The sequence below is a fragment of the Sphingobacterium sp. 40-24 genome (assembly GCF_001899705.1).
In the GTDB taxonomy this organism is placed as follows: Bacteria; Bacteroidota; Bacteroidia; order Sphingobacteriales; family Sphingobacteriaceae; genus Sphingobacterium; species Sphingobacterium multivorum.
This window is the reverse complement of record NZ_MKWH01000008.1, coordinates 124547-146435: the sequence shown is the minus strand read 5'-3', so window position 1 is coordinate 146435 and position 21889 is coordinate 124547. Positions and strand designations below refer to the sequence as shown.

Annotated in this window: 16 protein-coding genes; 10 read left to right on the top strand and 6 right to left on the bottom strand. The window is 41.9% G+C overall.

The genetic code is table 11. From position 1 onward, the window contains the following. Positions 1–1075: 1075 nt before the first annotated feature. From BGP15_RS02955 to BGP15_RS02945, 3 genes are all read right to left on the bottom strand, one after another. Positions 1076–1555, bottom strand: coding sequence for an RrF2 family transcriptional regulator (locus BGP15_RS02955; RefSeq protein ID WP_070565571.1), 480 nt, complete (start codon positions 1553–1555; stop codon positions 1076–1078). Positions 1556–1654: 99 nt separating this feature from the next. Beyond that, a complete protein-coding gene (gene hmpA / locus BGP15_RS02950) occupies positions 1655–2857 on the bottom strand; it encodes an NO-inducible flavohemoprotein (RefSeq protein WP_286768638.1) in 1203 nt (400 codons plus the stop codon). Between the two features lie 227 nt (positions 2858–3084). Continuing rightward, positions 3085–3924: a DUF4846 domain-containing protein gene (locus BGP15_RS02945; protein ID WP_201638996.1), complete on the bottom strand. Its 840-nt coding sequence runs from the start codon at positions 3922–3924 to the stop codon at positions 3085–3087. 164 nt (positions 3925–4088) lie between these two features. Between BGP15_RS02945 and BGP15_RS02940 the strand changes: the two genes are divergently transcribed. The 3 genes from BGP15_RS02940 to BGP15_RS02930 all read left to right on the top strand — a co-directional run bounded on the left by BGP15_RS02940 (position 4089) and on the right by BGP15_RS02930 (position 9585). After that, positions 4089–7511 carry a trifunctional glycoside hydrolase family 18/polysaccharide deacetylase/glycosyltransferase family 2 protein gene (locus BGP15_RS02940; protein WP_286768637.1) on the top strand — a complete coding sequence of 1141 codons (3423 nt, stop codon included), beginning with the start codon at positions 4089–4091 and terminating at the stop codon, positions 7509–7511. 137 nt (positions 7512–7648) lie between these two features. Further along, positions 7649–9157, top strand: coding sequence for an NAD(P)H-hydrate dehydratase (locus BGP15_RS02935; protein WP_286768636.1), 1509 nt, complete (start codon positions 7649–7651; stop codon positions 9155–9157). Continuing rightward, complete coding sequence (locus tag BGP15_RS02930; protein WP_286768635.1) at positions 9154–9585, top strand: GNAT family N-acetyltransferase; 432 nt, start codon at positions 9154–9156, stop codon at positions 9583–9585. The genes BGP15_RS02935 and BGP15_RS02930 overlap by 4 nt, the downstream gene beginning before the upstream one ends. Before the next feature lie 41 nt (positions 9586–9626). Here BGP15_RS02930 and BGP15_RS02925 read toward each other — a convergent pair whose 3' ends face one another. Next, positions 9627–10217 (bottom strand): sugar O-acetyltransferase, encoded by a 591-nt coding sequence (locus tag BGP15_RS02925; RefSeq protein ID WP_201639000.1) that lies wholly within the window; start codon positions 10215–10217, stop codon positions 9627–9629. 342 nt (positions 10218–10559) lie between these two features. Between BGP15_RS02925 and BGP15_RS02920 the strand changes: the two genes are divergently transcribed. Next, a complete protein-coding gene (locus BGP15_RS02920; RefSeq protein ID WP_286768634.1) occupies positions 10560–12773 on the top strand; it encodes a glycosyltransferase family 4 protein in 2214 nt (737 codons plus the stop codon). Here the strand turns inward: BGP15_RS02920 and BGP15_RS02915 are convergent. Continuing rightward, positions 12745–14229: a glycoside hydrolase family 130 protein gene (locus tag BGP15_RS02915; protein WP_070565560.1), complete on the bottom strand. Its 1485-nt coding sequence runs from the start codon at positions 14227–14229 to the stop codon at positions 12745–12747. The two genes, BGP15_RS02920 and BGP15_RS02915, sit on opposite strands and share 29 nt — an antisense overlap. Positions 14230–14355: 126 nt before the next feature. Between BGP15_RS02915 and BGP15_RS02910 the strand changes: the two genes are divergently transcribed. The 6 genes from BGP15_RS02910 (at position 14356) to BGP15_RS02885 (ending at position 21359) form a co-directional block, all read left to right on the top strand. After that, a complete protein-coding gene (locus BGP15_RS02910) occupies positions 14356–15822 on the top strand; it encodes an aminoacyl-histidine dipeptidase (RefSeq protein WP_286768633.1) in 1467 nt (488 codons plus the stop codon). Positions 15823–16054: 232 nt separating this feature from the next. After that, on the top strand, positions 16055–17383 hold the full coding sequence (locus BGP15_RS02905; RefSeq protein ID WP_286768632.1) for a GntT/GntP/DsdX family permease: 1329 nt from the start codon (positions 16055–16057) through the stop codon (positions 17381–17383). A 30-nt stretch (positions 17384–17413) separates the two neighbouring features. Beyond that, positions 17414–17878, top strand: a complete 465-nt coding sequence (locus tag BGP15_RS02900) for a RidA family protein (RefSeq protein ID WP_046674510.1) — start codon at positions 17414–17416, stop codon at positions 17876–17878. Positions 17879–17888: 10 nt separating this feature from the next. Then, positions 17889–18995 (top strand): D-TA family PLP-dependent enzyme, encoded by a 1107-nt coding sequence (locus tag BGP15_RS02895; protein ID WP_286768631.1) that lies wholly within the window; start codon positions 17889–17891, stop codon positions 18993–18995. Between the two features lies 1 nt (position 18996). Next, a complete protein-coding gene (locus tag BGP15_RS02890) occupies positions 18997–20121 on the top strand; it encodes a dipeptidase (protein ID WP_286753795.1) in 1125 nt (374 codons plus the stop codon). Then, a complete protein-coding gene (locus BGP15_RS02885) occupies positions 20118–21359 on the top strand; it encodes an MFS transporter (protein ID WP_286768630.1) in 1242 nt (413 codons plus the stop codon). Before BGP15_RS02890 ends, BGP15_RS02885 begins: the two co-directional genes overlap by 4 nt. 95 nt (positions 21360–21454) lie before the next feature. On the opposite strand, the gene BGP15_RS02880 is transcribed toward BGP15_RS02885, so the two are convergent. Then, positions 21455–21799, bottom strand: a complete 345-nt coding sequence (locus tag BGP15_RS02880) for a magnetosome magnetite crystal formation protein family (protein ID WP_201639006.1) — start codon at positions 21797–21799, stop codon at positions 21455–21457. Positions 21800–21889: the final 90 nt, after the last annotated feature.

Genomic DNA, 21889 nt, shown 5'->3' with positions numbered 1-21889 from the left:
GACTCAGAATGGTGATATAGAGTGTCCCGTTGATTGCAAGTCAAGTACTCCTCATGGGTACTTCGACAGCTGTGTTTTTAAGGTTTACCCATAGTTAGGCGGGAAAGCTGTTATTATCCGTTTTAAGCGATTTTGTAAAGATTATATACATTTGGATGGTTATAGATAGATATTGTCTTATATCGCATAATAGGCTTGTTAAATCGCATGTTTGCTTGTGTTTAAGAGATGGGGCGCAAGTGGAGCTTGCGCTGGTCAATTGAACCTGCTCTGGCGCCCATTTGTTTCGAGGCCTTTTTTGTCTGCGGTTATCATTGACATATGTCTTGTCGCACATGTTATTTTCAGCCTGCGTAAATCAAGCGCGAAGATACAACGATATTTACCCGTTTAACTTTTGTGTAAACCGGGGCTGTATGGTTCTTCACATTGTGGCTGTACTTGAGTAAGAAAAAGGTGTGGATAAAATTTTATCCACGCCTTTTTTTATTTAAAATAGCCCGTTATGGTGTTGTTTAATGCTATTTTTTTTGTTTATATAAATTACATAATTTATTGTTAATTAGAGTTTAAATTGTTATTATTTTTAATAGTATGATTCTTCCAGTAAAAATACGAAAAGATGGTGTTGTAGTCAGAGAATAATCCTCATTTTTTAAATTTAACCCAAAGGAAAGCTATGCAAAGAGGGCAATTATTGCCCAGTGATCGGTTAGATAGATGCCTGATTGCTGCGCTCAATAGGACTGTTTAATTAGGAAATGAGCATTATTTACAACAGGTTATATCGAGGCGGTCGAGCCTCTGCCAGATCGGTTTTCCTATAAGCGTAGTTTCACCCTAAAAGGTCGAATTTAGGGCGATTTTAGGTCTTCTGTGGAAACGAATGCTAAGATGTCTAAAATTCTTTTTTTTACACTTTTATTTTTTTTATAAACCTATTTTTCAGGTGTTTATTGTGTGTTATATGGATTTAATATTTATATATTGAAAAATGGAATTTATGCGCACTTCTTTACTTTTTGTAAAGGGGCACAGCTGGAAAATAGTAGGAAGAAGCGGAAGATTTGGCCTATTAATCTGAGGAATTTGTCCTGGTTTTATCGGGTTCGATATGGCTTTTCGTTAATAGGATTTTTCCCTTGATAAGATCATCATTGAATTGGCCGACTGTTGTTTTTTGAAGCATTTCTGAAAGGTTATTGCGTATGCTTTTGAACTCATGATGCAAAGGACAGGGATATTGTTCGGAGCAGAATTCAAGCCCCATGCCGCAGCCGACAAACAGACTTTCACCGTCGATCGCTTTAACGACCTCGGATAGTGGTGTGGACATATCTCCGCTGTCGAGGTAAAACCCCCCGCCAGGTCCCTTCATGGATCGAATGATACCTGCTCGGCTTAGATTCTGTAGTATCTTGCCTAGAAAAGCCTCTGGAGAATGGATACTCTCTGCTATTTCTTTTATGCTCACGCGTTTATTTTCTTGGGAGCTTTGTGCAATAAAAAAAACTGCCCTTAGTCCATATTCACATGTTTTAGAAAAAATACCCATAATCTCTTTTTTGCTTTTTGCAAATGTACAAAATCAAAAATAGCCATCCGCAACGATTAAAAATTAGGGATGACTATTTCATGAAATAGGGCAGTGCAATTAATTTAGTTGCAAAGATGCCGGACCAAATTCTTCAAAATGAATGTTCTCAGCGTTGATGCCCTGATGGGTTAAATATTGGAAGTGCTTTTTGATAAATCCTGCAGGGCCACACAGGTAATAGTTTGCCTCCTGTGGAAGATAAGAAGCATCTATTTTAGCGAGATCAACCCAACCCTCAAGAGCGTCAGTGTCCATACCCTGCGCTTCGTCATAGAAAGAAAAGCTAGTCATGTTTTGATGTTGGCTCTCCAATGTTTTTACTCTTTCTTTAAACGCATGTAGATCAGGGTTGCGGCAACCATGGATCCAAGTGATCGGTTTGTCTTCTTTCTTGTCCGCTAGATGCTCTAACATGGCCATCAATGGGGTCTGACCAACGCCGCCACTGATAAATACATGTGGTTTGTCACTTTCGACCAATTGAAAGGAGCCTGTTGGTGCTGTGAGTTCCAGTTGTTTTCCAACCTCAACGTATTGATGTATATAATTACTCACCATACCCTCAGGTTTTCCTTCCGCGGCTTCTCTTTTTACCGAAATCCGGAGGTACTTGCCGTTACTCGCATCGGAAAGACTATATTGTCTGGGTTGATACAGGTGTAATTCGGGAAGAAATATACGTACACTTACATACTGGCCTGCCTCGTGTTTTGGAAGTCTTCCTTGATCTGTTGGCTTGAGATAAATAGACTGGATCTCATCGGTCTCGGCTACCACTTTTATAATGGTGAATGGCTTCCAGCCCGTCCATCCGCCGTCGCTCTGGATCATCTGATTATACATATCCTTTTCGACTCCGACCATCAGATCTGCTAGCTGAAAATAGGCAACTTCCCAGGCTTCAATCAGTTCTTCTGTGGCAGCAGCCCCCAATACTTCCTGAATGGACGCCAATAAATGCTTCCCAACAATCTGATAATGCTCCGGACGAATATTGAGGCTACTGTGTTTTTGTCCGATATGTTTCACTGCCGAAAGAAGGACTGCTGGATTCTCAATATGCTCCGCATAGGCTAATACTGCTGTAGCCAAAGCCGTTTGTTGTCGCGCATTTTGTTGGTTTCCCATATTGAAGACATGTTTAAGCTCCGGATTGTGGTCAAACATACGTTTATAAAAATAACTGGTCAGCGCTACACCATGTTCGTTTAAAACCGGTACAGTACCTTTTATTAACTCTTTTTGTGCTTCAGTAATCATAATAAAATATTTAAATACCTTTTTATCTTTTATTTGATCAGAATAAAAAATGAAAAAATCCACTCGCTGTGAGGAATCTTATAACCTTGATAGGGTTCATTTGCAAATGACTATCGTTTACAAAAATAGAGAATTATAATAAAAGACAAAAATATCTTTTATTATTTTTTACTGCTTGTACGGACAATCATCCGGTCGATTTTAACGACAGTCTTGTTCACAGTGGACTACTCCCAGGTTTTAAGGTTTTTAGGATAAAATGTCCATTCAGGGGTTTTTATAATATCTTGGTCAATATCGTACCAAGGACTAAGCTTGCTGTTGTTCCAATTGTTTAAAATTTGTATTTCTTGGGCTGGCATGTAGCTTTGTGCGAGTAGTACAATTGTTTTTCCAGTGCTGTCCTTGGCCAGATCAACTACAATGATTGCATGGCCAATAGGAGATCCTTTTTGGATAAAAGTATCTCCAATCTTAACTTCTTGAGTCGTTTTTACACGGGGCAGCTCATCATGTAGTGAAGCCGTATTTGCATAGGCAAAAATATATTCCAAATATTTCCAATAGGTTGGGTAGGCGTAATCTCCTTTTGCGTAGTTTGTAAATGTACGGGGTTTACCGTCTGAAAGGAAGTTGAATTTGATATCCTTGTACCGCTTTTGTTGGTATAAGTAATCTGCCCTGAGCCGCATGACAGCATCCGCGCATTGGTGTAAATCGCGCTTTCCGATGTCCAGCTTTACAACACTGTTGTAGATGTTATTTCTAGGTTTAATTTTTCCATTGTAATAATGTACCTCCCTGTCGATGGGGTACAATGGAAGATTTTCAAGGAAATTTCCAAATTCTTCAGTCCGGTAGTTTGCTCTTTTAAAGCCTTCCGGCAATAAAATGCGTGATTTGACCGTCATCCCAGTGGGGTTAATAAACTGGCTTCCGTCCGTTCGCGCTAGATCCGCAGCGACCGAGTCGAGCACTTGGGCTTTTGGTGCAGCCACATTCGGTTGTCCACAGCCAATGAAAACCTGACACGAGAGGAGTGGAATGAGTACATATATGGATCTCATATAAAATTTTCTGAGCTAGTGTATTGCGTTTATCGAATATACTTAAATCTAGATATAATTCGAAACATAAATCATTTGAGAAAATTAAGAAATTTTTAAGCTACTCATCCGCTTTTTGGATCATTTTCTGATGTAGCTTAGCCGAAGTTAAAAAGAATACGATTATGTCAGGAAAACAGATTTTTCAGACGTCAAGCAAAAAGCGCTGGTACGCTTTTTCATGGATGAGCAGCGCATTGGTGATAGGTTTGATCATTGGTGTGATATCTGTGGTTTATACATTGGGAAAGATTCAGATTCCTCCTTTTCCAACAATTAATACCAACACAGCATTGACCGAAAAGTCCACCGCCAGATTAAAAAAATCCAAACAATTCAAGGAGTTTACCATTGTAAAATCCGAATTGGAGAAGATTAAACGTGACCGTGAGCTGAAGCATTTGAAACATATTGGTACCAAAGACAGGATCAATATGGGCTTTTATGTCAGTTCTTGGTCTAATGAAGTTCGTGAACAGTCTTTATCTGATTTACGCCGAAATATAGGTCATTTGGATATGGTCGCCATGGAGTCCTTTTTTACGGTACCTAATCAAGATACCGTGGTCGATAAAGCAGATACTGCTGCGCTTAAGGTGATCCATCAATATAAGCGTAAAGCAATTGCGCAGATTTCCAATTTCAGTGGTAACGATTTTGATGGGCAGACTGTAAAGGCTATTTTGCTTAATCCGGATAAACAACAACGTTTTATAGACGACATCCTTCTTAAAGTGAAGCGTAATGGTTTTGCAGGCATAAATATCGACTTTGAGAATTTACAGTTGGATGACCACCAGCCATTAAACGATTTTATGGCGCATATCTATACCGTATTTCATACGGAGGGCCTGCTTGTCACGCAAGATATCTCGCCTGAAAATGATGATTACGATCCCATTTCCTTACAAAAATACAACGATTATATTATTTTGATGGCTTATGATCAGCATTCCATTGAAAGTAATGCTGGGGCCATTTCACATCAGGCATGGGTTGAAAAGAACCTGGATGAACTTTGCAATAAGATCGATGCAGACAAAGTGATTTTGGCTTTGGCATGTTATGGATATGACTGGCCGAAAGATCGGGTGGGCAAAACGTTGACGTATGATAACGCCGTTATCTTGGCGCATAATTATAATGCTAAGATTACTTTTGATCCCCAATCTTCCAATCTCAACTTCAGCTATACAGATGGTGCGGGGATGCGCCATGATGTCTATTTCACCGATGCCGCAACTTATTTCAATCTCATCCGCAAAGCCGATGACTGGGGCCTTGCAGGCATTGCTCTTTGGCGTTTGGGAAGTGAAGACGCTCGTTTATGGTCGTTTATTTCCAGATCATTGAATCAAGAAAATTTGAAAAAAGAGCCTTTTGACTTTCGGAAAATAAGTCAGATCAATGTGGGAGGGATTCAATATATTGGCGATGGGGAAATTTTGGATTTGGTCAATAGCCCGGCTCCTGGGGAAGTTAAATTTACTTACGATCCATCGACGCTAATGATTCAGGACCAAGTGTATGTAAAAACACCGAGTAATTACGTTATTAAGCGCTTTGGAGAAAGAGACAAGACGGTGGTGCTCACATTCGATGATGGGCCTGATCCGACATATACGCCACAAGTATTGGACATCTTAAAAAAAGAACGTGTTCCGGGAGCTTTCTTTCTTGTGGGTGTGATGGCTGAGAAAAATATGGATCTGGTCCGTCGCGAATACCAGGAGGGACATGAAATCGGTAACCATACTTTTTTTCACCCCGATATGTCCACAATAGGGCCAAATCGTGTTAAGTTCGAGTTGAACGCCACCCGAAAGATCATTGAATGTATAACCGGTCATAGTACAATTCTTTTCAGAGCTCCTTTTAATGCGGATGCCGAACCACAGACGGTGGCCGAAATTCTGCCCGTGGCTCAGAGCCGTAAAGAGAACTATATCAATATTGGCGAATACATCGATCCCAACGATTGGTTACCTGGCCGTACAGCAGATGAAGTCTATAATGAAGTCATCAAACAACGCGATAACGGGAATATTATCCTATTACATGATGCTGGAGGAAATCGAGAAGCGACCATAGCCGCCTTGCCACGTATTATTCATTATTTTAAATCGCATGGATATAAATTTGCAACGATTAGTGATTTAATGGGCAAAAAACGAGATGAATTGATGCCACCTGTTGAAAATGCTTCCGATTCGGGATTTAGTGGATCTTCCAACCGCTTGTTCTTAGGAACATTGTTTTATGGTAACATCTTCTTGAATCTGGTTTTTTCCATTGCCATTGTATTGGCAATTTTTAGAACAGCAATGATTGCTTATTTGGCAATCCGGCAAAAACAAAAAAGTAAAAAAGAGCAATCTCAATTGGTTGTGGATCCTCGGGAGAAGGTAAGTGTGATCATTCCTGCCTATAATGAGGAAATAACCGTATTGGCAACGATAAAAAGCCTGTTGAATTTGGATTATCCCAATTATGAGTTGATTTTTGTTGATGATGGATCGAAAGATAAAACTTTTGAGATGGTCAGTAAGGTGTATGGCGATCATCCTAAAGTCAGGTTATTTACAAAACCAAATGGAGGGAAAGCATCTGCGCTTAACTATGGTATCGAGCAATCCGATGCTCAGTTTGTGCTCTGTATCGATGCCGATACTCAACTGAAGACAGATGCGTTAAAGCAGTTGATGAAATATTTTAACAAATCTCAAGTCGCTGCTGTCGCAGGAAGTGTTAAAGTAGGAAATGTCCATAATATATTGACACATTGGCAATCGATCGAGTATATTACTTCACAGAATATGGATAGGAGAGCTTTCGATTTGCTCAACATGATATCGGTCGTACCAGGGGCAATTGGCGCCTTTCGTAGATCTGTTATTTTGGAAGTGGGTGGATTTACAACGGATACATTAGCGGAAGATTGTGATCTAACCATGCGTATATTAAGAGCGGGTTATACCGTGCGAAATTCATCTGAAGCAATCGCTTATACGGAAGCACCAGATACGGTAAAAATGCTCTTCAAGCAGCGTTTCCGTTGGAGCTTTGGTGTGTTGCAGAGTTTTTGGAAAAATAAACAGACCCTGTTGAATCCCAAATATGGCTATTTTGGTATGGTCGGAATGCCTAATATTCTGATTTTTCAGATTATACTTCCTTTATTTGCGCCCTTGGCCGATATTTTTATGTTATTCTCTCTGGTGAGCGGTCTTTTCTCCCTAAGCGAGGTAAATGGTATCAGCTGGACAGGAATTGCAGGATTATTTTCACTGCATAACGGTTTTGGTCAAGTGATGTTTTATTACTTCCTTTTTGTATTCGTGGATATGTTCTTTGCAGGCATTGCCTTTAAAATGGAAGGCGAGAAGCTTAGCAATTTAATTTATTTGTTTCCGCAGCGTTTTTTCTGGCGTCAACTGATGTACTTCGTTTTATTCAAGTCTGTCAGAAAAGCGATTAAAGGTGAATTAAATACTTGGGGTACCTTGAAACGGACAGGCGGGGTGAAAGAGGTAACAACAAGTGCATAGAAATTGTGACTTACACGAGTTAGGCGGTAGCATCCTTCTTGGTATCCTACTTTAGGATTGCTATCGCCTACCAAAAAGTATACTGAGATTTTTAATTGAGCTTGAGAATAGGTACTTTCAATAAAAATAGCAACGACATGAAGATACTTTCCGCTCAGCAGATAAACGGGATTGATAGTGAAACCTTAAAGGATCAGAAAATTAGTAGTCTTGACCTGATGGAACGAGCTGCAACAGTTGTTTTTGAGGAAATTAAAAAGCTTCATTCACGATTGGAGCAAAGTACCTTTTATATTTTTTGTGGTAAGGGAAACAACGGCGGCGATGGTTTGGTGCTGGCGCGTCTGTTGGATCAACAACAGGCCCAAGTCAAGGTTTATTTAGTGGATGTTAAGGATTACTCCGTAGATAATCTTACCAATCAAAAGCGTTTACCCAATCATATGATTCAAAAAATTGCAGCGGAAGACCAGATTGATATTCCTTCCCATGCAATCGTACTGGATTGCTTGTTTGGATATGGATTAAAGCGAGCACTGACAGCTGACTGGAATGGTATAATTTCCAGTATAAATGGATGTGGTGCAACAATCTATTCGATCGATATGCCTTCTGGGCTGCTGGCTGATGAAAAGACAGCTACAGATGTTCCCATTGTAAAGGCAGATATGGTATATACCTTTCAGTTTCCCAAGATAGCCTTGCTAATACCCGAAAACCAATGGTATGTAAAAGACTTCAAGGTATTGGATATCGGTCTTAACCAACGTGCAATTGAATTGGCAGAAACCAATCTGTTTTATGTCGACGAGTCGTTCGTTAGGTCCTTTTATCGACAACGAAGGAGATTTGATCATAAGGGAACATTTGGTCATACCCTGATTATTGGCGGAAGTAAAGGTAAAATGGGGGCTGTTCAGCTTGCGCTAAAAGCGGCTCTTCGAGCGGGTTGCGGTTTAGCTTCAGCTTATGTACCTAGCTGCGGTAATACCATTTTACAGACTGCCGTGCCCGAAGCGATGGTGATGACTGATCTCCAACAAGATTTCATTAGTCAATTCCCCTTATTAACAGGTTATCAGTCAGTGGGTATCGGAATCGGGATGGGAACAGCATCCCATACAATTGATGCGCTAAAGGTATTTATAACTCAGGTTAATGATACCCCTTTGGTATTAGATGCCGATGCTTTAAATATTCTTGCCCGCGAACCAGATCTTTGGGCCTCTGTTCCAGCGCACAGTATATTAACACCCCATCCCAAAGAACTTAGCCGGATATTGGGTGCTTGGCAAGATGATTTCGAAAAGATTGAGAAAGTGAAAGCTTTTGCGCGTAAACATCAGTTTTACCTGTTAATAAAAGGGGCAAATAGTGCAATGGTTATGCCTGATGGGCTCGTTTACTTCAATAGTACAGGCAACGTGGGCATGGCAACAGGAGGCAGTGGCGATATACTGACAGGGATTATTACCTCCTTGCTTGGACAGGGCTATTCTTCTAAAGAAGCTTTAATTATGGGGGTATATATCCATGGGCGCGCGGCAGATCTTGCAGTTAAGACGATTGGTGCCTATTCCTTATTACCTTCGGATACCATTAATCATCTTTCCGACGCATTTATCTCATTAGAAAAAGGATTATGATAGATTGGTACATTGAACAAGTTTTTGCCGCCCGGACCTGGAAACTTCGAAAAGAGGTTTTCGCTCTGGAAGGTAAGTTGGCCGAGGTGATGTTGGAGGGCGATTTTGAAGCGACGCATTTTGCCGCCTACGACGGAAACGAAGTAGTAGGCGTGCTGAGCCTGATTAGTTCAGGTGATACTTATACAATCCATTTCCTCGCTGTTGCTCCACATGTAAGACTGAAAGGTGTAGGCACAGCATTATTGAAACATGCGCGACTATTTATCGATACGTTCAGTGGTAAAATGCTCCAAGCCGAAGCGCCCTCTGCACAGCAGCATTTTTGGGAAAGTAATGGTTTTGTTCCTATAAAACAAAAGGAGGAGCTCATGATCACGTATTCATTACCGCTAACCAATGATCTCATGCCCGAGAATGAGCCATGAGGTAGGTTATGGTTGCACACCGGTGCTGCTCCTTGTGATCCTTACGGATTTTCAGCATAGGTGATCCGATCCGCTTCGGTAATGTTACGTATAACCCGGCACGGATTACCTGCAGCTACGACGTCCGCTGGAATATCTTTTGTGACGACTGATCCAGAACCAATGACCGAATTCCTTCCGATTCGCACGCCGGGATTGACGACAACCTGTCCACCGATCCATACATTATCTTCGATTACGATAGGCAACGCAAACTCCCAACCTTGATTTCTTGCTTCAAAATGGAGGGGATGGCCGGCTGTGAAGAGGCTTACATTTGGACCAAATAATACATTATCACCTATGGTAACTGGTGCGCCGTCTAATATTGTACAATTATAATTGCTGTAAAAGTTCTCACCAATAGCAATATTGTAACCATAATCGCAACGAAAAGGAGGTTCGAGAAAGAATCGAGTTCCCGTCGATTTAAAAAGTTTTTGAATAATCTGCTTTCTGAATTTCAGGTGTTTAGGCTCCGAATCGTTAAACCGTTTAAGTTCTTCTTTTGCGTATTGTCTTTCCTTAAATAATTGCCCCTCCGAATCGATATAGGGAAGGCCGGCAATCATTTTTTCCTTTGCTGATTTCATTCAATGCCCATTTTTCCGCAACAAACTTAGATAAATTGATTTTTAAATGCAATAGCAATCTACGCCTTGTGAATCTGGGTTATTGAGTTTTCTTTTTTTGCATAATCAATGGCCCTTGTTTTCAACTAAGCATAACCAATGGATACCCTGTTTCCATCAAATGGGCTGCGTTGCAGCGCCAAGTTTTGTAACAGGAGCTTATCTACACAAGGTGGTTTAGCACCTTCTTCCGATTTAATTCATTGCAGTTGTGACAAACAATTTTCCTTCGAAAAGCATTTAGATAATGGACACACGTATGCTACTGCCTTCGTCGTAGCTGTATTCAAAATTATTATTTCAATGAAGATCGCTTATATAAGTACTTACTTGCCCAAAGAATGTGGCATCGCCACTTTTACATCGGATTTGTTGCATGCTGTTGCGCTGCATAACCAGGAATTAACACAGCACGTTTTTGCTGTCGCTGATCGGGACTATGATTATCCCAGTGAAGTTGTCTTTAAAATAGACCAGTATGATCAATTGTCCTATATTGAAGCAGCCAACTATATTAATGAACATGGCTATGACTGTGTGATATTGGAGCACGAATATGGCATCTTCGGTGGTAATAGTGGGATATATATCTTATCGTTGATTAACGCATTGCATATTCCATTGTTAGTTAATTTTCATACCATTCTTGAGAAACCGAATGTCGATGAAAAGGCTATTCTCATTGAAATTGTAAAAAGGGCTTCGATTGTAATCGTCATGAGTAATTATGCGGTTACTTTACTCAAATCCATTTATAGGGTCAATACCACGAAAGTTAGACTGATACACCATGGTGTGCCCGAGTTTACCTTGGAACATGAGCTTGCAAAGCTTAAAAAAGGTCTTTCTGGCAAGAAAGTGTTATTGACATTTGGTTTCCTGGGGCGCAACAAGGGCATCGAAATGGTGATTGAATCCCTACCTGAAGTCGTTAAAGATGAACCAGATCTCTTGTACCTCGTCGTTGGCAAAACACACCCTAATGTGTTGGCGCATTCGGGAGAGGAGTATCGGGAGTATCTAGGCAGTCTCGTGGAAGCTTATCAGTTGCAGGAGCACGTCCAATTTGTTAATTCCTTTGTGAGCCAGGCCGATCTGGTGGAGTATTTATGTGCCTGTGATGTTTACGTTACCCCTTATGTTAATGAGGCGCAGATTACCAGTGGAACGTTGTCTTACGCCATTGGCGCCGGAGCTGCGGTGGTGTCTACGCCTTACTGGCACGCCAAGGAACTGCTGGCTGATGGAAGGGGGGTATTGGTCGAATTTAAAAATTCAGCCAAGATGGCTGAAGCGCTTAAAAACTTGTTTTCAAATTTGGATTATCGTACCACCTTGCGGGACAATGCCAGTGCATTTGGAAAGGAGCTCACCTGGAAAAATATTGGCCTCCGGTATACACGGATTTTAAATAAAATCATACCTACCTACGACGGCCTTAAAGAAAACGCAGGATTTAGTAAAGATGAGATGCCTAAATTCAGCTGGAAGCATATTGATAGGTTGACCAATCAGGTGGGTATCTTACAGCACGCAACTTATTCTTTGCCCAATTATAAAGAAGGTTACTGTCTCGACGATAATGCGAGGGCACTTTTACTTGCTTTATTAGCCCAGGATGATTTTGCTGATAAGAAATTAGACCGCCGTATTTCTACCTACCTGAGTTATATTTATTATCATCAGCGCGAAGACGGTCTTTTTCATAATTTTATGGATTTCCAGCATAATTTCTTGGATGAAGTCGGTTCGGAGGATTCCTTTGGACGAACGATATGGGCCTTGGGGGTGCTTCTTCGTAAAACTAAATTAACCAGTTATTATCAATTGGGACACGAGTTATTTTTTAGAGCTGTGCCGAATTTCGGTCAGTTGCGCTCCAATCGGGCGATAGCGTATACTGTGCTGGGAATTGCCGAATATTTACATCATCAATCCAATGACGAGGTCATGATAGAGCTGATGCGGACGCTTATCGGCAAACTTATGCGGGAATACGAAGCGAGTTCAGATGAACACTGGCAATGGTTTGAATCCGTATTGGCGTATGATAATGCAATATTACCTTATGCGTTTTTGACAGCATATCCTTTTTTAAATGATGAGACAATAAAACAATTGGGGCTAACGACATTAAAGTTTCTCGAAAGCATTACGATCCAAAATGGTGCGCTTTCGTTGGTTGGAAACCAGGAATGGGCCAAGCAGGGCAAGCATGTCAGCAAGTTTGGTCAGCAGCCGCTCGATGTTACAGCCATGGTATTTATGTATCGCGAAGCTTTTCGACTGACGAATAAAAAGGTTTATTTTACCCGAATGATAGCCTCATTCCGCTGGTTCTTGGGCGAGAATGATCTTAGACTCGGACTCTACGATGAGGAAACCAAAGGTTGCTGTGATGGACTGGAGGCTTATGGCATCAATAGAAACCAAGGGGCTGAAAGCACCCTCTGTTTCTATTTGGCCTATATTGTGGTTTCTCGTGCCTTTAATGATAGCGATCAGGATTCAAGATAGCCAGCAATAAGTCTTCAAGCTTGATGGTGGCATAAGTCGACTCATAATCAGACATTGCATACGGTAAAATGAGGTGTTCATTGTGGACCAGAGCACCGCAGGAATAAATGACGTTTGGTACATAGCCTTCCCGTTCTTCATCGTTTGGGGTCATCAATGGGCTATGTAGTCGTCCAATTTCAACATGGGGGTTGTCCAGGTCCAGAAGGGAGGCCCCCAAAACATACTCGCGCATCGGGCCCACGGCATGGGTCAGGATCAGCCAGCCATATTGAGTTTCAATCGGTGAGCCACAATTGCCGATCTGGACAAATTCGTAGGGATATTCAGGTTCTTGAATGCGGATTGCCGTTTCCTGCCATATGTTGATATTGTTGGAGTAAGCAATATAATTGTTTTCACCGTCAATGCGACAGAGCATGGCGTAGCGCCCATTTATTTTTCTTGGAAATAGTGCCGCACCTTTATTGGCAATTTCACCATAGATGGGTTTCACCTTAAAATGATAAAAATCTTTTGTGGTGAGCAGTTTAGGAAGGATACTAAATCCGTCGTAGGCTGTGTAGGTAGCATAATAGATGCTCTCATTCTTCTCAGTTTTGAACTGGACAAAACGGGCGTCTTCTATCCCTCTTTTTTCTGTGTCGGCGAGCGGAAATATCACGCGTTCCGAAATGGAAGTGTCCAATGAAAAAGTCATTTCATAATGCGAGGAAGCGAGCCAGAGCGCCTGTTGTAAAAATGTCACATTTTCAAGATTTTCTTCACTCTCCCGCCGCACTTCATCGATGTACCGCTTAAGTTCCTCATATGTAAATGTCTCCGTTAGCTTCTCTTCCAGTTTGGATTTGACTTCTGTGGGTTCCGCATGTAGCTCATTCATCTTCTTTAAGAAGGACTCCTTGTGATACCGGTGGTTTTTAACTTGCATGGGTTTATCCAATAGATTACCGATATAGTCGATATGGATATTATTGTCGACATCCAAGGTGCCCGAGCGAAAAACGATCGAAGAGACATGACCTTCTCCGGTGGCCCTGAAGCTTAAAATAACCCGTTTTTCACCTTTGAATAATTCGGTCTGATCCGGATGTTCGATAATGGAGGGATTAAATAACGCTGCCGATTCAATGGAATATTCCATGGTAAAGTAAGAGCCGATCAGCAACTTGTCGATATGACTTAGCTTCTCCTTTGAAAATGGAATCTTCTCCAAAAGGTGGCTTACCCTGTCAAAATTCCGTTCAAAGATATGGGCAATGCTGCGATGTCTTTTCGTATAGCTTCGTAAAACCTGTCCAAAGACTTCTTTCCGTTCCGACTCGTTAAGGGATAAAATGCGCCTGATAATTTTTATTGTACGGTCATCGCCAAGGAAAAAAAAACGTGCGAGAACTCTTTTCTTATCCGGTTTAAAGTAAATATCCTTTCGTTCAACTTGTACTGGTTTATGCATAATTTTATGTTCATGTTTACACATTTATTAGAACGATCAGCGATTGTCTTTTGTTTTATTCCCCGGCAATAATCAACGGATATCTGATAAAAATCGAGTAACTTTGGCCAAGGAAAAATTATAGATATGATTGATAATAGTTTAGATCAGTTAGAACCAAAAGCAATTTGGAAAAATTTCGCAGCATTGAATGCGGTCCCCAGAGCTTCAAAAAAAGAAGAGCGCGTGATTGCCTTTATGGTAGACTTTGGTAAATCCTTGGGTTTAGAAACAAGCGTTGATGAGATTGGTAACGTGCTCATTAAAAAATCCGCTACTCCGGGAATGGAGGATCGCAAAACGATTGTTTTGCAGTCGCATTTAGATATGGTGCACCAAAAAAATAACGATACTGTTTTTGACTTCGATAATGAAGGTATAAAGATGTACGTTGATGGCGATTGGGTAAAAGCAGAAGGTACCACTTTAGGGGCAGATAATGGTCTTGGCGTTGCGACAATCATGTCGATTCTGGAATCATCCAGTATTGTACACCCTGCTATTGAAGCTTTGTTTACCATTGATGAAGAAACAGGTATGACAGGAGCTTTAGGTTTAAAAGGCGGTGTACTTTCGGGCGAAATCTTGCTCAATTTGGATACAGAGAATGATACTGAAATTGATATTGGCTGTGCCGGCGGGATTGATGTGACGGCAACGCAGTCCTATAGCGCAGAACCGTGTCCTTTTGATACGTTATCTTTTGAAATTACCGTAAAAGGACTACATGGCGGGCACTCTGGAATGGATATTCATAAAGGTTTTGCCAATGCCAATAAGGTAATGAATCGCCTGCTCTATAGAGGCTATGAACATTTTGGATTGCGTATTGCGTCGTTATTGGGTGGAAGCCTCCGCAACGCCATCCCGAGAGAAAGCGTTGCCAAAGTGGTGGTGGTTAAGGATAAAGCAACTGACTTTGTTCAGCAGCTAACACAATTGGCTCAGGATATTAAATCGGAATTTACAACGACAGAACCAGCTATGGAAATTGTGGTGAAGCAAACTGATGCTGCTTATGCTACAGTCGTTCCCGTAAACGTGCAGGAAAACTTGATCAACAGCGTTTATGCGGCCTTAAATGGTGTATATCGTGTGAGTGCCGATTTTGAAGACTTGGTAGAAACCTCCAATAATATTGCCAAAGTAGAAGTAGGCGGGGAAAAGGTTTCCATCAAATGTCTAACCAGATCTTCTGTTGAAACTTCTAAATTTGATTTAGCCCAATCGTTACAGGCAGCATTTGAACTGGGCGGTTTTAAGGTAGATTTTTCGGGCAATTATCCCGGATGGGCTCCTAATCCGAATTCTGAAATTTTAGAAGTCCTCAAATCCATTTATACGAGACAACATGGCGAAGCTCCGGAAGTCGTGGCGTGCCATGCCGGATTGGAATGCGGTATCTTGGGGACAAACTATCCGGCAATGGATATGATTTCTTTTGGACCAACAATCTTAGGTGCACACTCGCCTGCAGAGCGTGTCTCCATTTCTTCGGTGCAGAAATTTTGGAGTTTTGTGCTTGATATTCTCAAAGAAATCCCCAAAAAATAAGTCGCAACAGCAGACGGTTGCATTATTTCTGAACGACAGGCCATGAAATCAAAGTCATCGGCGAGTAAACAAAAACGGGTATGGCTTGAGCTATACCCGTTTTTGTTTGTATCATTTTTTCATTTTTCTTGCAAAAAATGAAAAATATCCTTACTTTCAGGATGAAAAAATGATTTAATAGACCAAATTTTATACAAGCTCTCAAATTGAGGGAAAACCTAATCGTGATATAATGACCGTAATCCTCATTGTAATCAGCATTTGTTTGCTTATCCTTTGCATAACTTATTTTAAGATCAATGCCTTTCTCGCATTTTTGGTTGTTTCCTTGCTAAGTGGACTTTGTTTGGGAATTCCACCGGCACAGTTGGTAGGCACCGTTGAAAAAGGTGTTGCCGGCGTTATGGGGAGCCTAACGTTGATCATTGTTTTGGGCGCAATGTTGGGGAAAATTGTAGCTGAAAGTGGGGCCGCTGAGATTATTGCTGAGCAAATGGTCCGCTTAATGGGAGAGCGATACCTTCAGTGGGGGCTTATGTTGACGGGTTTTATCGTTGGGATACCGCTATTTTATGGAATCGGATTTGTCTTATTAGTCCCCTTGATATTTTCGATTTCCTACCGGTATAAGTTGCCGGCAGTATATATTGGATTGCCGATGTTGGCAGCCCTGTCTGTAACGCATGGCTTTATTCCGCCGCATCCTTCTCCCGTTGCTCTCGTTGCCCTGTTTCATGCCGATATGGGATTGACACTTATTTATGGTCTTTTGATTGCTATACCTGCTATTATTTTAGGTGGCCCTATTTTTGGAAGATGCCTGAAAAACATACGGGCGAGTCAAGAATCAATTTTTCGGGAGCAAGATCGCTCGGAATCAGCGCAGTATCTGCGCCCGACAGTTGGGGTAAGTTTGGCTGTAGCCCTGCTACCGGTATTGCTCATTGTACTATTTACACTGCTTCCTTATTGCTACCATACAAGTAATATAGCGCTGCAGCAGGGCGTGAAGTTTGTCGGCAACCCCACTGTTGTTATGGTTATCTCGCTCAGTGCAGCAACCTATTTCTTAGGATTGAAATTGGGCCGATCGATGGCCAATGTGATGACAATTTATGAGTCTGCTGTGAAAGATATTGCCATGATTCTGTTGATTATTGCTGGTTCGGGAATCTTTAAACAAGTGATGGAAGACAGTGGAGTCAGTCTCCTTTTGGCCAACACCTTACAGCAGCTCTCCATTTCACCTTTACTGTTGGCTTGGTTAATTACAGCTGTTATCAGAGGTTGTGTCGGCTCGGCCACAGTCGCCGCGTTGACAGCCGCTGGCGTGCTGCTCCCTATTGTTACAGGGGGAGAAGCGGATCCCAATCTCATGGTACTGGCGATAGGGGCCGGAAGTCTGATGTTCTCCCATGTCAATGATGCCGGATTTTGGCTGTTTAAAGAGTACTTTGGCCTTAGCGTAAAGGATACGTTATTCTCCTGGTCGATCATGGAGGCTATTGTTTCCATTGTTGGGCTGCTTGCTGTTTTACTATTGCAATTAATTTTATATTAGCTATTATTTTAAACTTTAAAATCGTTAAAGATGTACAACGCAGATGAACAATTCGAAAAATTAGGTTTGACATTACCGCCAGCGCCGGCACCAAAAGGTGTTTATAAACCATACGTCATTGATGGTAAGTACCTGTATCTTTCCGGTCATGGTCCTGTACAAGATGATGCCACATTGATTATAGGTCGAATTGGAAGTGATATCAGCCCCGAAGAAGGTAAACTTGCCGCGCGTCAGGTCGGTTTGACCATGCTGTCGACCATTAAAACCAACTTGGGTTCCTTGAACAAAATCAAACGTGTAATCAAAGTATTGGGTATGGTCAACTGTACCTCGGATTTTCTTTATCACCCCGGTGTGATTAACGGTTGTAGTGAACTATTTGCTGCAGTTTGGGGAGAAGAGAATGGTATTGGAACACGTAGCGCAGTAGGATTCGGTTCTTTGCCCGATAATATTCCAGTGGAAATCGAAGCATTATTTGAGTTATATTAAACCGAATAGTATGGAAACTTGGTGTCACATACAAAATGTCGATCAAGTCGATTCGCCGGCCTTGCTGGTCTACCCTGATCGCATTGTCAAGAACATAGACCGCGCTTTACACATTGTGCATGGGCGGGCGGACCGATTGCGGCCGCATATCAAAACGAACAAGTGCCGTGAAGTATGCCAGCTGATGATGGATAGGGGGATTACAAAGTTTAAGTGTGCAACCATTGCAGAAGCAGAACTATTGGGGGTTATCGGTGCAAAAGATGTTTTGCTGGCGTACCAGCCCGTAGGGCCAAAGATAGATCGTTTCTTGAATCTGGTGAGCGCCTTTCCCCAAACACATTTTGCCTGTCTTGTGGATCATGTCGATGCAGCAGAGGAGATTTCAGCGCGGAGTCTGTCGAAAGGTTTGCGAAGCGCTGTTTATTTGGATGTTAATATTGGAATGGGACGTACAGGGATAGCTTTAGACGGGATTGAGCGTCTCGTTATGGATATCAATCTCCTGAATGGTATTCAGTTGGTCGGTGTGCATGGCTACGATGGTCATATTCATGATAAGGATTATCAGCTTCGCGAAAAACAATGCCAACATGCATACGGTATACTTGAAACGGCCTACCTGATGGCGCAGACATCCACCTCCAAACCATTGACTAAAGTGATTGGCGGTTCACCTAGTTTCCCTTTTCATGCCGAACGCAGCGATGTAGAATGCAGCCCAGGAACCTTTGTGTTTTGGGATTTTGGCTATGCCGAAAATTATGCAGAACAAGATTTTATGCTTGCCGCGGTACTTCTAACGCGTGTCGTTTCTATTGTTGATCACAAACACCTGTGCTTGGACCTAGGGTATAAATCCGTTGCATGTGAATCGCCGCAGCCTCGCGTCAAGTTTTTCGATCCACGTATAGGTGAAATAAAAATGCAGAGTGAAGAACATCTGGTTGTTGAGGTGACAGATAGTGCGCAGTTCCACTTAGGGGATGCGGTGTATGCTGTACCACGCCATATCTGCCCTACCGTAGCCTGTTATGGCGAACTTCAAGTAGTCCATGAACGGCATGCAGATCAAACGTGGACTGTTTATGCACGAAATAAAAAGATAAATTATTGATATGTACGAATTTGAAATGCCATTTTTGGTCGATGCACATTTGGATTTGAGTATGAATGCCATGGAATGGAATCGGGATCTTCGATTGCCAATTACGGAACTCAACCGCAGGGAAAAGGGGATGGATGACAAGCCCGATCGGGCTAAGGCAACAGTCACTTTTGACGAATTGCGTCGTGGTCATATTGGTTTGGTTGTTGCCACACAAATCGCTCGATTCGTAAAACCCGAAAGCTCTTTACCAGGCTGGTACTCCCCGGAACAGGCTTGGGCGCAGACGCAGGGGCAGCTTGCGTGGTATAAGGCAATGGAAGCCGATGGGCAAATGAAAATGATTTGTACAAAGGCTGATCTGGATCAACATATAGCACTTTGGTCGAATGGCAGCGATCATGTAGATAAGCCAATCGGATATCTGCTGAGTCTGGAAGGTGCCGATTCAATTGTAGATATCAGTTATCTTGAAACAGCTTATAATTATGGTTTGAGAGCTGTCGGACCAGCGCATTACGGACCGGGGCGATATGCCAACGGAACCGACTCATCGGGCAAGCTTAATGAACAGGGCGTCCTATTGTTGCGGGAAATGGAGCGATTGGGGATGATATTGGACGCAACACACCTCAATGATGATGCGTTTTGGGACGCTGTTGGACGTTATAACGGTGCCATTTGGGCAAGCCATAATAATTGTCGCAAGTTTGTCGACCATAATAGGCAGTTCAGTGACGAAATGATCAAGACTCTTGTTGCGAAAAAAGCAGTGATCGGTGTAGCGCTCGATGCTTGGATGATGGTACCGAATTGGGTCCGCGGTGTATCCGACCCTAAAACAAGCAATTGCTCCATGGAAATCATGGCCAACAATATTGATCATATTTGTCAATTGGCAGGAAATGTTGATCATGTCGGCGTAGGGAGCGATTTAGATGGAGCATTTGGCCGAGAGCAGTGTCCTTATGATCTGGAAACTATTGCTGATATCCAAAAAGTATTTGGTATCCTGTCAAAAAGAGGGTATGATAAGACCGATCTTGAAAAGATTGCTAGCAAGAACTGGCTTAATTTTATGCGAAATGCATTGCCCGAATCAAAACAAACACCTCCAACACAACTGAATAGATGAAACCAGTATTACGCGTGCAATTGTCCCTGATGATGTTTTTAGAGTATTTTATCAAAGGGGCCTGGTTTGTCACTTTGGGAACATACTTGATTAAATCGCTCAATGCCTCAGGAATGGAGGTAGCGAATATTTTTGCCACACAATCCCTTGGTGCTGTATTTGCTCCTTTTTTTGTGGGTTTTGTCGCCGACAGATACTTTAATGCCGAGCGGGTGCTTTCAGCTTTGCATCTCATTGGAGCTGGACTACTTTACGGGATGTCTCAAGCACCTGATGCAACACATTTTTATCCCTATGTGTTTGTTTACTTTATGGCATACATGGCTTCGTTATCCTTGTCCAGTGGAATAGCATTCCGGCATATAGAAGATGCGAAGAAGTATTTTCCGGGGATACGTGTTTGGGGAACGATCGGTTGGATCTGTTCGGGACTTGTCATCAGTTATTTGTTCCGTTGGGATGCGCCCGAATCGATACAGGCAGGTGCTCTGCACAACACCTTTATTATGGGGGCGGTCTGCTCGTTGTTACTGGCATTCTTTAGCCTGGCCCTCCCAAAAACTCCGCCGCAGGTGAAACTCAGGGATGAAAAATTTGATTTTGGCAAGGCGATCGGTTTGGATGCACTGAAGCTTTTAAAACAGCGGAGTTTTCTGATTTTTTTTGTGACAGCAATTGTCATCTGTATACCTATTTCGTTCTATTATCAAAATGCCAATCCATTTTTGGTCAACTCCGGAATACCGAATCCCACAGCAAAAATGGCATTGGGGCAATTTTCCGAAGCCATCTGCCTGTTGTTGATTCCATTTTTCTTTAGACGCCTGGGGTATAAAAAGATGATTTTATTGGGGATTGCAGCCTGGGCACTCCGTTATTTGTTTTTTGCATACGGCGACGGACAGGAACGTTCATTCTTATTGCTATTCGGAATATTATTACATGGCATCTGCTATGATTTTATGTTTGTAGTCGGCCAGATTTATACCGATAGAATTGCCGGCGAAAAATACAAAGCTTCTGCACAGGGGCTTATTACCATTGCGATGTATGGTGTAGGGATGTTAATCGGATTTTGGGTTGCCGGTGCAGTTTCAGATTATCTAAAAACAGCTTATGCTGCTCAATTTTGGGAATATCTTTGGTTTATTCCTGCAGGTATTTCTGGTTTTTGTCTTGTGTTATTTGCCGTATTTTTTAAAGAGGAGAAAGCGCTGCCGGATGTGAAAGCTCGTTAAAGATGCCTTTGGTCAATTAAAAACAGGGATTTCAGAAAAAATTAAAACATGGAGCATCTTTGATGGGGAGGTGCTCCATGTTATTTATAGGCCTATTATATCATATTAAACCATTCCTGGTATTTTTCACCGATGAAAGGGAGTGGCTTTTGCTCTCCGGCAAATGCAGACATTAATCCCAATATAAGAGCAATAAGTAGGAGCAATCCAACAATACTAAGGACAATTCCGCCAATACCTGGAACAAAACGTAACAGCCCCAAGGCCATTCCTGTCACGGAGATACCTATACTTTGTCGGATATGGAACTGCGCTAAAGCAGTCTTTTCCTTGTTGTTCATAATGATGGCTGCAACAAGGCCGATGATGGTTAAGTAAGAAATAATAGCAATTGTTTTTCCGTCGTTTGACGTAGCCTTTTGAATAGGGGTTCTCTCCATGATCCTTTAATGTAAAATGTTTGACTTAAATATTTAAGACAAATTTAGGAGAGATATCCCTTGGATCCTTTAGCTGAATTCAGGGATATT